This window comes from Vibrio atypicus (assembly GCF_009811315.1).
In the GTDB taxonomy this organism is placed as follows: domain Bacteria; phylum Pseudomonadota; class Gammaproteobacteria; order Enterobacterales; family Vibrionaceae; genus Vibrio; species Vibrio atypicus.
Genome location: NZ_BLID01000002.1, coordinates 399,583 through 414,346 on the forward strand (window position 1 = coordinate 399,583; position 14,764 = coordinate 414,346).

The 14,764-nt window shown below is 45.4% G+C and carries 13 protein-coding genes; 3 read left to right on the top strand and 10 right to left on the bottom strand.

What is annotated here, in order from left to right; all coding sequences use genetic code 11:
* The first annotated feature begins 156 nt into the window (after positions 1-156).
* Entirely contained in the window at positions 157-2,448 is a 2,292-nt protein-coding gene (metE, locus tag GVO60_RS06345) for a 5-methyltetrahydropteroyltriglutamate--homocysteine S-methyltransferase (protein WP_159652007.1), read from the top strand.
* A gap of 80 nt (positions 2,449-2,528) precedes the next feature.
* On the opposite strand, the gene ohr is transcribed toward metE, so the two are convergent.
* Complete coding sequence (gene ohr, locus GVO60_RS06350) at positions 2,529-2,951, bottom strand: organic hydroperoxide reductase Ohr (RefSeq protein ID WP_159652009.1); 423 nt, start codon at positions 2,949-2,951, stop codon at positions 2,529-2,531.
* Between the two features lie 119 nt (positions 2,952-3,070).
* Between ohr and ohrR the strand changes: the two genes are divergently transcribed.
* Positions 3,071-3,532: a transcriptional regulator OhrR gene (ohrR, locus tag GVO60_RS06355; RefSeq protein ID WP_159652011.1), complete on the top strand. Its 462-nt coding sequence runs from the start codon at positions 3,071-3,073 to the stop codon at positions 3,530-3,532.
* A 16-nt stretch (positions 3,533-3,548) separates the two neighbouring features.
* Here the strand turns inward: ohrR and GVO60_RS06360 are convergent, their stop codons facing one another.
* The 5 genes from GVO60_RS06360 to GVO60_RS06380 all read right to left on the bottom strand — a co-directional run bounded on the left by GVO60_RS06360 (position 3,549) and on the right by GVO60_RS06380 (position 7,564).
* Positions 3,549-4,235 (bottom strand): DNA-3-methyladenine glycosylase I, encoded by a 687-nt coding sequence (locus GVO60_RS06360; protein ID WP_159652013.1) that lies wholly within the window; start codon positions 4,233-4,235, stop codon positions 3,549-3,551.
* A gap of 331 nt (positions 4,236-4,566) precedes the next feature.
* Complete coding sequence (locus tag GVO60_RS06365) at positions 4,567-5,166, bottom strand: thiol:disulfide interchange protein DsbA/DsbL (protein ID WP_159652015.1); 600 nt, start codon at positions 5,164-5,166, stop codon at positions 4,567-4,569.
* 71 nt (positions 5,167-5,237) lie between these two features.
* Positions 5,238-5,600, bottom strand: a complete 363-nt coding sequence (locus GVO60_RS06370) for a hypothetical protein (protein WP_225874901.1) — start codon at positions 5,598-5,600, stop codon at positions 5,238-5,240.
* Between the two features lie 67 nt (positions 5,601-5,667).
* Positions 5,668-6,525, bottom strand: coding sequence for a sterol desaturase family protein (locus tag GVO60_RS06375; RefSeq protein WP_159652017.1), 858 nt, complete (start codon positions 6,523-6,525; stop codon positions 5,668-5,670).
* 16 nt (positions 6,526-6,541) lie between these two features.
* Positions 6,542-7,564 carry a DUF2804 domain-containing protein gene (locus GVO60_RS06380; RefSeq protein WP_159652019.1) on the bottom strand — a complete coding sequence of 341 codons (1,023 nt, stop codon included), beginning with the start codon at positions 7,562-7,564 and terminating at the stop codon, positions 6,542-6,544.
* Positions 7,565-7,707: 143 nt separating this feature from the next.
* On the opposite strand from GVO60_RS06380, the gene GVO60_RS06385 reads away from it, so the two are divergent.
* The gene (locus GVO60_RS06385) at positions 7,708-8,736 is read left to right on the top strand and encodes an AraC family transcriptional regulator (protein WP_159652021.1); all 1,029 of its coding nucleotides are present in this window, start codon (positions 7,708-7,710) and stop codon (positions 8,734-8,736) included.
* Here the strand turns inward: GVO60_RS06385 and GVO60_RS06390 are convergent.
* The 4 genes from GVO60_RS06390 to GVO60_RS06405 form a co-directional block, all read right to left on the bottom strand.
* Positions 8,733-8,951: a VF530 family protein gene (locus GVO60_RS06390; protein WP_159652023.1), complete on the bottom strand. Its 219-nt coding sequence runs from the start codon at positions 8,949-8,951 to the stop codon at positions 8,733-8,735. The genes GVO60_RS06385 and GVO60_RS06390 overlap by 4 nt on opposite strands.
* A gap of 114 nt (positions 8,952-9,065) precedes the next feature.
* Entirely contained in the window at positions 9,066-11,873 is a 2,808-nt protein-coding gene (locus tag GVO60_RS06395) for an Hsp70 family protein (RefSeq protein ID WP_159652025.1), read from the bottom strand.
* Positions 11,874-11,935: 62 nt separating this feature from the next.
* Positions 11,936-13,867 carry an Hsp70 family protein gene (locus GVO60_RS06400; protein ID WP_159652027.1) on the bottom strand — a complete coding sequence of 644 codons (1,932 nt, stop codon included), beginning with the start codon at positions 13,865-13,867 and terminating at the stop codon, positions 11,936-11,938.
* On the bottom strand, positions 13,867-14,499 hold the full coding sequence (locus tag GVO60_RS06405) for a DUF2760 domain-containing protein (RefSeq protein WP_159652029.1): 633 nt from the start codon (positions 14,497-14,499) through the stop codon (positions 13,867-13,869). The genes GVO60_RS06400 and GVO60_RS06405 overlap by 1 nt, the downstream gene beginning before the upstream one ends.
* Positions 14,500-14,764 lie beyond the last annotated feature (265 nt).

Here is a 14,764-nt window from a genome sequence, read left to right on the forward strand (position 1 = left end):
TCGTTTTATTATCATGAAGAAATTTAATAAACATGTTGAATATTTGGAGATTGTTCTAGTCGTAAATAAACGAGATAGTTTAGCCATCCAGACATCTTATGGTGTTCTGAACTGAATAAGCAAAGCTCAAAGAGTACGGAATAAAGGACTAGGATTATGACAACAACGACTCACATACTTGGCTACCCACGCATCGGTGAAAAACGAGAATTAAAATTTGCACTAGAGAAATATTGGCGAGGTGAGATTGATCAAGCGCAGCTGAAAAGTGTTGGCGCACAACTTCGTGGCAATAACTGGAATACGCAAGCAGACGCTGGATTAGACTTCGTTGCTGCTGGTGATTTCGCTTGGTACGATCAGGTACTGACGACGACTTTGCTTCTTGGTCATGTACCTAAACGCCACCGCAATGGATTCCCAGATCTTGATACCTTGTTTAAGGTGGGTCGTGGTCAATCACAAGCAAGTTGCGGTTGCAGTGGAAGCGCAGCTTCAGATATGACGAAATGGTTTAATACCAATTACCATTACATCGTGCCGGAATTTAGCCGAGATGATACGTTTGAAGTGAGTTGGCCTCAGCTATTTGAAGAAGTTAACGAAGCGACTAAAGCAGGGCATAAAGTCAAACCTGTACTGCTTGGCCCTCTGAGCTATTTATACCTAGGCAAAGAAGTTGAAGATGACTATGAACGCTTGACGTTGCTTCCGCGTTTGTTAACGGCGTACCAAGCGATATTGGCAAAGTTGGCGAAAAATGGTGTTGAGTGGGTACAAATCGACGAACCTATTTTGTCGTTAGAGCTTGAATCTAAGTGGTTAGATTCGTTTAAACTCGCTTATCAAGTAATCCGCAGTGATGTGAAAGTGCTGCTAACCACCTATTTTGACTCTGTCGTTGATACCTTGGATAAAATCGTTGAGTTGGATGTGGATGGCTTACACCTTGATTTGTCGGCGGCGCCCAATCAGCTAGAGCAAGTAGTGAATCAGCTACCAAAAGAGTGGGTGCTTTCTGCGGGGGTTGTTAATGGTCGCAACGTATGGCGCGCCGACCTCAGTGAACAATTGGCGAAGCTTCAACCTATAAAGGAGAAGTTAGGTGACAAACTTTGGGTGTCGAGCTCATGTTCTTTACTTCACAGCCCTGTCGACTTAGCGCAAGAAGAAGAGTTGAGTGAAGAGGTCCGCAGCTGGTTTGCATTCGCTAAGCAGAAGGTGACCGAAGTAGCTTTGCTTGGTAAAGCGCTAGATGGCGATCACGATGCGATTTTAGCGTGCGATACATACAGCGCACCGATTCAAGCGCGTAAAACTGCAACTCATGTTAATAAGCCTCATGTTCAGTCGCGATTAAATAGCGTCACTAAAGCATTAGCCGAGCGCAGCGCCCCTTATGCCGAACGTGCGGCTCATCAGAGTGAAGTACTTGGGCTGCCTTTGTTCCCAACAACAACGATTGGCTCATTTCCACAGACCAGTGAAATACGAGTTCAGCGTAGCGCTTATCGCACGGGGAAGTTATCGGAGTCTGAATATCAGACAGCACTAAAAGGCCATATTGAAGATGCCGTGAAACGTCAAGAAGCGCTTGATCTCGATGTGTTGGTTCATGGTGAAGCTGAGCGCAATGATATGGTGGAATACTTTGCGGAGAATCTTGCAGGGTTTCAAACAACCAAGTTTGGCTGGGTTCAAAGTTACGGTTCACGCTGCGTGAAACCTGCAATTGTGGTCGCGGATATAGAGCGAGAAAAGCCGATTACGGTTGAGTGGTCGACTTACGCACAATCGCTGACATCTAAGCAGATGAAAGGGATGCTGACTGGCCCTGTCACCATTTTGTGCTGGACGTTCCCGCGTGAAGATATTACTCGAAAACAAATTGCTGACCAATTAGCGTTAGCGCTTCGAGACGAAGTGTCGGATTTGCAAGATGCGGGAATCAATATTATCCAAATCGATGAGCCCGCTATTCGAGAGGGTCTACCACTTAAGAAGCGCGATCATAAAGAGTATTTAGAGTGGGCGGTGGACGCGTTTAAGATCTCCGCAGCCAGCGCGAAGCCAGAGACTCAGATCCACACACACATGTGTTACTCAGAGTTCAACGAAATCATTGACTCAGTTGCGGCTTTAGATGCTGATGTGATTACGATTGAAACATCACGCTCAAACATGGAATTATTGAAAGCATTTGAAGCATTCAACTATCCAAATGAAATTGGTCCTGGAGTATACGATATCCACTCTCCGAATATTCCAACCCAAGAGTGGATCGAAGGTTTGATTCATAAAGCGGCAGAGCAAATTCCTGCCAAGCGACTGTGGGTAAACCCGGATTGTGGCTTGAAAACTCGAAACTGGGAAGAAACAGAAGCGTCACTGGCCAATATGGTGACCGCCGCGAAGAAGCTACGGAAAGAGTTTTCTGAGCAAGTATAATTAATAGATAAATAAATGCCGGCTTTAATCAGCCGGCATTTTGTTTTCGGCAGTGAAAACAAATCGTGTAATAGATAGCGTTAGATAGCGTCACCGTTTACGATCACTTGGACATCGATGTTGCCACGAACGGCATTAGAGTAAGGGCACACTTGGTGCGCGACTCGGGTCAATTCCAGAGCTTGCTCTTGAGGCAGTTCTAGTTCAACAGCAAGGCTCACTGTTAGTGCAAAACCACCTGTTGCATTTGGCCCAATTCCAACTTCTGCAGTGACAGGCGCGTTTGTTAACGCTACTTTTGCTTCACGTGCTACGTGTAAGATAGCGTTAGAGAAACAAGCAGAGTAACCGGCAGCGAACAGTTGCTCTGGATTTGTTGCTGCGCCAGTACCGCCCATTTCTTTCGGGTAAGCTAGGTTTAATTCTAGAAGGCCGTCGTCTGTTTTAACTTGACCGTTACGACCAGCAAGAGCAGTAGCTTTGGTTTTGTATAGAGTTGTCATTATTCGTTCCTGTTAATTTAAGTTGTGCGCAATCTAATTGTTAGCAATATTAGATCGAACTTTAGGTAGAATGCAACTATATTGTGCGCAATTAATGTATTTTTGTTGGGGAAGTAACAATGAGTCAATGCAGACAAGAGCCTGGTTTGAGCACAGACGCGCAGTTGCTATTGGATAACCAGGTATGTTTTCCTCTCTACAGCGCTGCTAATGCGGTGATTCGTACTTATCGACCGTTGCTTGATGCGTTGGACTTAACCTATTCGCAATATCTCGTCATGATGGTTCTGTGGGAAACCGACGGGATTAGCGTAAAAGACTTAGGGGCTCGACTCCATCTTGACTCTGGTACGTTGACGCCATTACTTAAACGTTTGGAAGTGAAAGGTTATGTTGTTCGAGGACGCAGTGATCTTGATGAACGGGTACGGGTATTGTTGTTGACGGATGCTGGGCGAGGTCTGAAACAGCAAGCATTTGCCGTTCCTCAGCAGATGAAATGTAAAATCGATCTTGAATTGGATGAGTTAATCACTCTGAAAACGTTGTGTGAAAAACTCATCAACTCAGTTAATGACTAGCATTGCTCCATTAAACCTAGACGCGATTGTCACCAGTACTAAACGCGATCGTCTGACTAATTTCGGATAAGCTTCGACCGCTTTCTTGTTGCCAATGAGAGAAAGCGGCGTTAATTGCTGTTAGGGAGCGCTTGGTATCTTTACCACCCTCAATGATTTTGTAGCTTCTTAGGTAAGACTCGACGTCACCGGATAAAATAAACGTATCGACGCCCATTTGACGCAGACTGTACGGCCCTGTATTACCGCCTAAGCGTTGCCCATGCTTTTTCAAAAACAACCACAGTCCAGTGATATCATCACTCGGCCAATTTGCGACCATTTGGCCAAAAGAGCCATGATGAAGCGAGGTTTCGTGCATTAACTGCGCATTGGCTTGAATTGATTTGACTTTGGCGTGGTGGCGAATGATGCGCTTATCCGCCGCTTTTAAGTCCCACTGTTCATCAGACAGCATCAACAGCGGCTCTATTTTAAAACCAAAGAAAACCTCTTCGAAATTGGGCCACTTATTGCGAACCACTTGCCATGAAATTCCACTCTGGAAAATTTTCATACTAAATGCTGATAGCCAACGATCGTTGGGGATTGTAGCTATTTGTTCTGGGCTCAATGGGATTGAAAACAGAGATTCTAGCTTTTCTACACCACCTTTACGTTCGGCGGCACGGCGATAAATATCGTCAAAACGTTCCAATACCAACGGAGTTCTCCTTTCTAACTGAGCTTGACAGAGACTAAACAGAAGTTGACTAGCCGATGACATTCTAGATCTAGGTGCGAATAAAGTCAGGCACAAATGTAGAGGGTGTCGAATGATGATTAAAATATGGTTGGCGATTTGTATCAGCGGGTTATTAGCAGGCTGCCAGATAAATAGTATAGAAGGGGAGTACAAGGACGTAGAGGTGAAACTCAAAAACAAAGAGGCAAGTTCTAATGGTCAGTTCTGCCCACCAGGTCAGGCTAAAAAGGGACGTTGTTAAGAAATAAAACCAGCGCTTAAAGCGCTGGTTTTGGTCATAGAGACTCGATTAAAGGGTCAGTAAGTAGTTGACTAGTTGGTTGTACTCTTCAAACGAGCGGATTTGGTCTGCTTTCACAATGTATTTGTTATTCACAAGTACGCCAGGTACACCCGTTAAGGTGCTTTTCTCGAACTGTTTGTCAAAGCCGCGTTGCATAGAGTTCACGACAAAGCTGTTGTAAGCCGAATCGAACTTATCAGCATCAACACCATTGTCGATGAAAATCTGACGTAAAGCCGCTTCATCTTTAGGAGCGCTACGTAGTTCGTGGATTTGCTTAAACATGGCTGGAACCATTGTCTTTTCGGCATCTAGCTCCACCATGGTTGCGTATGATTTTGCCATCGGAACCGCCATGTTTTGCCCCATAAAAGCAACGTGTACTTTCTCAAACTTAGCGCCTTCTGGTAGCGAGGCTTTCAAGTTGTCGATAACCGGTTCAAATTTATAGCAGTGAGGGCAGTAGAAGGAGAAAAACTCGGTCACTTTAGGCGCGGCGGATTTCTCCACGTCTAGAACCTTGTAATGGGTACCTTCTTCAAACTGTGCGGCTTGTACATTGATTGCGACGAGCAGAGTCGCGAAAAGAGTAAATAACTTTTTCATTGGGTATTCCTAACTAATTTATATACAGCTGGGTCTATGACAGGCATAAACCGAATAAAAAGGGTTGGGAATTACGCAATGGGAGGGCGAAAGAGAGTTTTGACTCTCGCAATGGCTTTTTGGTTATCATCTTGGCCAATCAAAGCCAATGATGCGGGTGGAGAGTAGGTGCTAACCAGTGTTTGAGCACATGGCATCTTTAGTAGACAGATCGACGCACAACAGTGGTGACTGGATTGTTGCTCTGAATGCTCGGGCTTTGGACATTCTAGTGGGTGAATGAGGTTTGAACCTTGAGAGGCGAACGATGAAAGGTTGACTTCCGCTTGCTCGTTAGCTTGCACGCTCACCGCTACGCTTGTAAAAAACAGCGTAAAAACGGCGATAAACGTAATAACAAACTGACGACTTAGCAAAGATGGTTTACCTAACAATTCAAATCCGCTTTAGACTAACCGATTTATTCATAAAAGAAAAACGACTGGCTGAATAAGTGGAGTCTCAGCCATTTGAATTCGAAGGCGGCGAGAATAAAATGGTTAATCGTTGCTTGATTGAGATGCCTTGCTGAGAGGCTTGGCGGAGCATCTCTTTCCACTCTTGAAAAGTCACGGTGATCGGATTAAAGCTATTTACAGGTTTTGTGATGCCGTAGCGCACCGTTTCAACTTCCGGTTCAAAAGTGCCAAATAATTTATCCCATATGATGAGTACGCCGGCGTAGTTCTTATCAATATACTGCGGGTTTTGGCCGTGGTGAACTCGATGATGAGATGGTGAGTTAAAGAGGTACTCAAACGGGCCGATAGAACGTATCCACTGAGTATGAACGAAAAACTGCAGACCTAGATTGAGTAGTACCACAAAGACCACCCATTTAGGTTCAAACCCAATGATAACTAGCGGAACCCAGAACAACCACATTCCTGCAAGCGGGTACATTAAACTTTGTCTAAACGCAGTACTAAAATTCATCTTCTCAGAACTATGGTGAGCGACATGTGCAGCCCACATCCAACGCACACGGTGACTGGCTCTGTGAAACCAATAGTAGAAAAAGTCTTGTAAGATCATTAGGGTGATGAAACTCATCACACCCATTTGAATCTCAAACATTCGCCAATCGAATAGCCAAAGATAAAGATAGGCGATAAAAAACCCCGTTAGTAAATCAGAGAGTTGATGCATGCCAGCGAGGGTAAAGTTACAAGCAACTTCAGCCAAACGGTAGTGAGAATTCTCCGGTAGGTAACCTTGTTTTTGACCGACAAAATACTCAGCCAACATGCAAATAATAAAAACTGGGGCGAGTACAATTAGCAGCCATTCCGGGTTGTTTACGAGTGTCGCTAGATTCATATTCATTTCCCCAGTTTTACCAACGTGCAAAGTGATCTTCAGTTAGACCAATGACATTGTCTAAGTGGTGTGTAACACCGTGATTGTCGATAATCATGCCGTTAAAAAAGCCGATAAATTGGCGAAAATTGCTTTTGAGTAACCAAAGATTGAGTTTCTCGCTTCGTTGATTTTTGGCCTGAAAGGTTAATTCAATGCGACCGTCTAGCGAATGGATATGCCAAGGGACTTGTTGGTTAGCTCGATCAAAATTAAAAAATACTGGGCCTAAAAGATGCCGCTCACCGTTTATCCAAAGAGCATTCTCACAGCTGCCCGTTTCGTTGACTCCGGCCGCCAGATTGAGCCCTAGCGTTTTTCCGTTCAGCTGGTGGTGGATACTTGCCCATCGCCAACTGGTCTCACGACGCATGTAACCTGCCGAGAAGTCATAGCCAGCCAAAGCGTTATCCAGTTTTACAGGGCGGCCGTTGATGATTAGCCAACCGGAGACAGATAGCGCGTTATGTTTTTGTGTATATGTCCAACCTGAATAACCTGTCGGAGTGCACATAGAGAGTGGCAGACTGCTTTCAGGAGGGGATAGCGTGATATTGGCGGTGATGGTTTTCGTATCAATTGATATTTGCCAAACGCCAGCGTCGATATTAAACATCACGCTTCGACCTGCAATATGAGATAGACCATGATGTGGGGATGAGGACATTACTTTGTCTATTGAGAGAGGACGTAGCCAAGTTTGTTCGACAAGTTTATTTTGTTGGATGTCATAAACGTAGCAAAACGAAGAACCAAGATAACGAATATCGGCAATGGCAACTCCAATTATGAAACGAGATGTCACTACACTAATAAACTGAAACTGCTTATAGTCGAAATATCTGCCCCACAGATTAGCACCTCTATCCATACTATCTCGATAGTTGAACTTTTCGATACCTAATTGTTTCGGGATTCCATTGAATTGACCAAATACCGGCTGGCCAGATGAATCAATGAGCGATTCTGGTGCGGGTATTGTTTGGCTAGGTGCTAACATGTGTATTTTACCGTTTATTAACATCTTTACTATGGTGCGATGTAATTGGCTAATATTGGAGGTTAATTTCGGACACTAATGAAAGCAATATCACTTTATTTGTTTGCGATAGGGGGTAGCCTATTTATCTCGAAGAGGATGCTATGAATATTATCGCGCAATATAAGCCCGTGGATCACCGCTATCAATTAGGAGCGATGGATATTTCGTTGCTATTTACCGCATTGGAAAAAAAGGGGGCAAACATCTCGCTGCTACTTGATGAGGCAGGGGTAGCGACACTTGATTGGCAAAGTGATGATGTTCAAATGACTTATTCAGATAAACTGAGAATCTTCCAGCGCGTAACATATCTATACCCAAACGAAGGCATTGGCTTATTTGCTGGCGAGCAAGCTTCGTTTAGTCATTTTGGCGCACTTGGTTATGCAATGGCGACAAGCCGAGATGTGCTTCAAGCAGCGCAGATAGGGTTTAAACACTTACGGCTGAACGGCCCTCTATTTTCCGTAAAAATGGTGCAGGATCAAAACAGCGTCATTATTGAAATCGACAATAGTTTTGACATCGGTGAGCTGCTCCCTTTCTGCTCGGAATTCTTTCTTAGCTCAATAGTGTCACTGTTTAACCAAATGACAGGGCATAGGCTCAATATTACGAGACTCTCCTTACGGTATCGAAAACCTAGCTATGCAGAGCGCTATCAACAGCGATTTGGTAGCTCCGTCCTATTTGAACAGCCAAAGACTCAACTCATATTTGAGCGTGATGTGCTAGATCAACCGCTGCTTCAACACGATGCGGCAATGCTCAGCCAAACACTGAACAATTGTCACTTGCTTATGGATGCTGCTGAGTCCCCATATTTATTGATCAATCAAATAAAAGTGGATTTGTTTCAAAGAGCTACATCCTTTCCGACGATAGAAACCATTGCAAGTGAGTATGGCTGTTCATCGAGAACTTTAAGGCGTCATTTAAAAGAGCAGGGAACAAGTTTTCAATTGCTCATTAATGACGTTAAGTGTGCGTTAGCTAAAGAGTATCTAATGGAAACCGAGTTGACGGTTGAAGAGATTGCGTATCAACTCGGCTTTAGTGATGCGGCTAATTTTAGAAGGGCTTTCAAAAATTGGACGGGCGTGCCACCTTCTAAACTAAGAGAACGTTAGCTAAATGTGTTGATATAAAGTGCTTCAACTTTATCCCTTGCCCATTGAGTCTTTCTTAAAAATTTGAGTGAAGACTTTATTGAAGGATCTTTGCTAAAACAGTTGACGTTGATCTGGTCGTGCAGCCCTTTCCAACCATAATGCTCAACAAGTCGAGTGAGAATTTTCTCTAGCGACAGTCCGTGCAGAGGGTTGTTGGGTTGTTGTTGGCTCATGATGCTTTCCAATTAATAAAAGAGCATTGTACTCTTTTTGAGAGTTATAAGGTTTGAGAGTCTACTCATGGAAAAACTGCCAGTATAGATCTGGCAGTTTATCTTGTGGCACTTTTACTGGTGAACTAAAGTCAAACCGCTTGGCAATGCATCACCAAAGACGCGTTTCGATTCACTGTCAGAGAGCTCTTTCACTTCTGCGACGAGAGAAACCCAAGATTCAGGGACTTTGCTCTGTTTGAGTTTGTCTAACACTTGCTGGCGATAGTCGTCTGATATATCAAATAGACGATCTCCCGTTTTACGACAAATCATTACCGCTGCAAACGCAATCATTGGCTCTTTTTGCCAATTTTGTTCAAGCAGTTTAGGTAGCCACTGTTCTGCCTGTTCACGTGGAATAACATTATGTTGACTGCCATAAAGTGGCGTGCGTGATGCTAAACGGCCAAGAGCCCACCAATGTGCTTGCTCAAACTGGTTGTGATTGATTGCTTTACTCAAACACCAAGTAGAAAGCAGGACTTTATCTTCCACTTCTAGATGCTCCAACGAAGCAGCCAAACGAACCATTGATTCGTAACCCATCTCTTGCGCAGCTTTTGCCGATTGAGGATTTTTCATTGCGCCTGGATGTAAATACTTAGCTATGTCGGCTAAGATCGTTTCTTGCTGCTCTTGGTTTAAACCACCGGCAATACGACGCCAGAACACCCACCAGTCTGTCCAGCCTTGATGATTCTTAAATTGAATTCCTTGCTGATACAGCCCCCAAACTTGTTCGATTCGCCACGAATCCGTTGCGTCACCAAATCCAGGTCGTAGTGCAAAGCCAGCTAAGCGGAGCCAATTTTTTTCGTGTGGCTCAGAGCGACGGCGACGTTTTCGACCTTGCGCGAAAGCATCGAACAGATGGCGAAGGGTCGTAAAATCCCACTCATCGCGTTTGCCGAGCTTTTTCTCAAGGTCTTTAGCAAGTGTTTTAATCTCTTTGCCGTCCGCACTTTTTTTGTTTCCGCTGTATATGCGGCCAATCAACTCTTTGCACTCAGAAAGTCGAGGATGCAGTGCTGCTTGTTCGCTTTCTTCAGCTTTCTGGTTGCGCACTTCGAACTCTAACGCCCAGCGTTTGTTGTCGTTTTCTACATGTACACACTCCATTTTAAGAGTGCCCACTTCGGTTAGCTGACAAGCTAATTGGACTTCTACACGCTCTTTCTGGTTAGCTTGAAGCTCAACGCCTTCACCTTCCAATGTGGAAATGTAAGGAGGAAGAGGCATGAACAAGTCGGGATCAACGTCTACCATCACACCATTTTGAATCGCTGTGTTATTACTTAGCGTGTCATGGGTTGATGTTAGCAAGTTAAAGCGCACTGGCTCACCTAAAGTGAGGGAGAAGCGACGACCACTCAAGCGAATCTCGTGTCCTTCTTCGGTGCCTTTGGCAAGTAAGCAGAGCGCCTTACCCATTTTGTTCTTTTCTTGTAAGTGCAAGAAGTAAGAACGAGCAGCGCCACCACCGATTTTAAGCTGCGCACCACGTCGTGCCTTACCAAAAGCAACAGCGCCCAGTGCGACGGACCAATCAGGATGCGGGTTATCGAGTACCGTGACCGGTTCACCACGCCAATTTTCCAGTAGATTAGTCACACGTTCTGTCACTAGATCACTGTTGAACACACCGCCATTTAGCAGCAAACCGACAGGGATGGCTGGTTTATCGCTCTCTTCACTGCCCAATGCGGCATGAGAGACCTGCTGATGCTGAGTTAAAAATTCGGCTACATGTTTGCTTACCGCAGGGTCAGCGACATAAGGCAAACCAAATTCCACCACAGCACTACGGCGTTTGTCGGGCGTTTGGGTAAAATCAGACAAAGGGAAGAAACCATCTAATGCGATCTGGTGTACTTCCTGTTTAGTGAGGCCAATGCTTTTCGTTCCACCAAGCAGTTTAGAGCCACTGCCTAGCATAGTAATCTTGACTTCTTCAGGTGCGTTGGCAGAGAGTAGGTTCTCTTTTGCTTTACGAGTTTGTTGAATCAGCTTCGTTAGGCTTGCCGCATTGAGCTTTTTCGATTGGTTAAAGCGCTGCTCTGCAAGATGAGCGAGAGCCAAATCGAGGTTATCACCACCCAGCATCAAGTGTTCGCCAACGCCAATACGATCAAGTGCCAGCTCTTCGTTGTCAAACTTAGCTTCAATTAAGCTCAAGTCAGTCGTACCACCACCGACATCGCAAACCAAAATCAGAGGTAGTTCTTTCAATTGCTCTGATGCTGTGTGTTGATGGCGTGCGTACCAGTCATAACAAACGGCTTGAGGCTCTTCTAGAAGAACGATTTTGTTTAGCCCGGCAAGAGCTGCCGCTTCTAGTGTCAGTTTTCGTGCGGTTTCATCAAATGAAGCGGGAACCGTCACTACTACATCTTGGTCTTCGAGCTTGTTGCTCGGATTGCGGTAATTCCAAGCTTGACGAATATGGTTGAGGTAACTCGCGCTTGCGATGACAGGAGAGACTTTGTCTACATCATTGGCACCAGCCCAAGGAAGGATATCTGAACTGCGATCAACAGCTTGGTGAGACAACCAACTTTTGGCGCTCGAGACCTGACGGCCTTCGACTTTGGCGCCAAGTTCTCGAGCCCATTCACCAATAATGACGTTTTGAATATCACCTTCTACCAACTGGTCATCCCAAGGTAGAACGAGATCATTTGGTGCGATTTGGCTTTGGGCTGCGTGATAACGGAAAGAGGGCAGTAGTGGTTTTCTGACGACTTCACCGGGGCCAATGAGCTGGTCAATGTCGAACAGGGAAACGTCAGATTGCTCAAGGTTGTCAGTAATTTCACAGAATGCAACAACCGTGTTGGTTGTACCTAAATCAATACCGACGAGAAAACGAGGTGATGCCATACAAAACCTTTTTGTTCTACATATATAATCTAAAAACGGCACCCTTAGGTGCCGTGTATTTATTACGCTTGGTCTGTCGTTTCACTGCTGCTCGCATCTTCACGAACATCAAATTCAACATGCCATTTTTGACCGTTATCTGCTGCGATCGCTTCTAAGTAAAGCGTGCCTAGCTCAGTAACGCGAGAGGCAAGTGTGACGGGTACGACTTCACCTTCGCGGCGACCTTCGGAAACTGGCAGAGTCACTTGGATCTCAGGGAGCTCTTCCAACTCTTCTGGTGCCCAATGATCAAGGTGTGTACCGGCTAGGTCGTCACGGCGTGTGGTTGAACCAAAGAACTGGAAGTTAACCGGTTGACCGATGATCAAGCCAAACTCTTGACTAGGAACATCAACACTTGAACCCTCTTCCATACCAAATGGCGCAACACAAAGCGCTTCCATTGGTGGTGCCATTCCTGGGATAGCTGGCATCGCGCTTTCAATACCTACATAGTAGCTTGACGCAATACCACCGCGGATGCGTACACCTTGACCACGACGGACGCTGCCGTAGTATGAAGCGCCACTTGCCACTGCTAGATCAAGGTCGACACCAGAAAGACGTTGAGCCATTTCGCTGTCAGCATCGATCAGCCATTCATTGATGGTTTCTTCTAAACGATTTGCTAGCAAGGTTGATTTAAGCACACCGCCGTTAAATAGAATTGCGGTTGGTTTGATAAAGTCAGCGCTTTGGGTTGATACGTCACCCATACCCGGCATACCAGCAAAAGGATTGTACTCTTGAGCAGGGGCAGCATCATTACCAGACAAAGCATTGGCTTGCTTGGTTAAGAAAGCCGCAATGTGACGTGTAATCCCAGCATCCTGCGCATAAGGAAGACCCATTTGAGTCAGTGCGCCGCGATTACGTTGTACTGGATGCTCTGTTACTGCAACTTTCGGGAAGAAACCATCCACTAGCGTTTGCTGAACTTCTTGCTGGGTTAGTTCTGTTTTTAGTGTCGCGCCAAGTAGTTTAGAGCCACGACTAGGAACCACAATAGGCACCGCTTGCAGGTCAGCATCATTTAACAGTGCTTCTTTTGCATCACGACATGCGTGAGTCATTGCTTGAACTTGCCATGGTTGAAGCTCTTTGCCGTCTTGAGCCAGCTTCATTTTCAGACGGTAAGCAAGCGCTAAGTCCATGTTGTCACCGCCCAGTAGGATGTGTTCACCTACCGCGATACGATTTAGCGTCAGATTGCCGTCTTCTTCAGTAACTTCAACCAAAGAAAGGTCGGTAGTACCACCACCGATATCGACCACAAGCACGATGTCTCCCACAGAGACTTCGTCGCGCCATTTGTCATTACTGTTGTCGATCCAGTTGTACAGTGCCGCTTGAGGTTCTTCCAACAGAGTCAAATGAGCCAGGCCAACATTGCGAGCCGCTTCAGCAGTTAAGTCGCGCGCTGCAGGGTCAAATGACGCTGGAACGGTAATGGTCACGTCTTGCTCTGTCAGCGGGTAAGACGGATTAGCATGATCCCAAGCGTTTTTTAGGTGCTCTAGGTAAAGCTCAGTCGCGCGAAGTGGTGATACTTTTTCCACTTCTTCTGGGCTACCCGCTGGTAAGAAGGCGTCACGGCGGTTCACACCACCGTGGCACAACCAAGATTTAGCACTCGCAATAAGGCGAATTGGTGTTTTCGAACCTAGGTTACGTGCGATTGCGCCGACTAACGCCGTTGGTTCTGAAGACCAAGGCAAAACGCGAGATGATGGATTCATCTCATGCTCATGCGGTTGGTATAGGAATGAACCAAGTTGGCTGCGTGTTTCTACTGTACCCGGGGCAGTAAGCTGCTGAATGGGTAGAACTTCAACGCGTGCTTCTTCGTTAGTCGTATCAACGTAAGAGAGCACACAATGGGTAGTGCCTAGGTCGATACCTACGCTAAATTTAGGCGCTTGTTGCTCGGTAGTCGCTTGTACGTTTTCCATTACAGCTCTACCTCTGCAGGTGCAATGACCGATGCGTCGTAATTCTCAGCTAATTTAGGCAGGTTCATCGAGCTTGCTTTCCAACCTTTGTGTACTAACGTACCGTTGAATGGTGCTTGACCGGTTACATTGCCAGTAAGACGAATTTCTTGTGGGTTAAAGCCTTCCGCTACCGTGATACGAGTTTCTTCGTCTTCAGTGCGGATGTGCTCAAGCGTAACGTAGTCATTCAGAACTTTTTGACCACCTGTATGGATAACGCGAGCAGCAGCGCCCACTTCATCATCTGAAAACGAGGTTAGGTCTTCTTTTAGGAAGTCAATTAGACGAGCTTCTTGCTGCATAATCGATAGCAACTGCATTGCTGAGTCGGTTGAAGCGGTCGCCAGTTTCGATTCAACTTCGACGACTTTCTCGATAATTTTTTCAACTTCGACAACTTTTTCTACTTCAACAATCTTTTCGACAGGTTTCTCTACTTCAACGATTTTCTCGACTGGCTTTTCAATTACTTTTTCAACCACAGTAGATTTACGAGAGACAGCGATTAAAAGCAGCAGTACGCTTGAGGCTGCTAGACCTGCGTGAAGCATATCGAACGTTTGAGGGATCATTTGTAAATCGAACGTCATGACAATTCTCTTATGTTTAGTTTAAGGAGAGATTGGCTCAATCTCTGCTTTGGCTCTGAGCCTAATTATTTTGATAAATTGGGATGGATAGTAGCATATTCAATAGCTCGCGCTGCTAGATTTCGCTTTTTATCATCTGATATACGGACTAAGTGATGAGATTTTAAGCGCTTTGGCGAATGTAATTTATAGATTGAGTGAAGCGGGCAGTATTTTTGAGCTTTATCGCGGATTACCCCTTTATGTTATTGATTGTATAAGGATA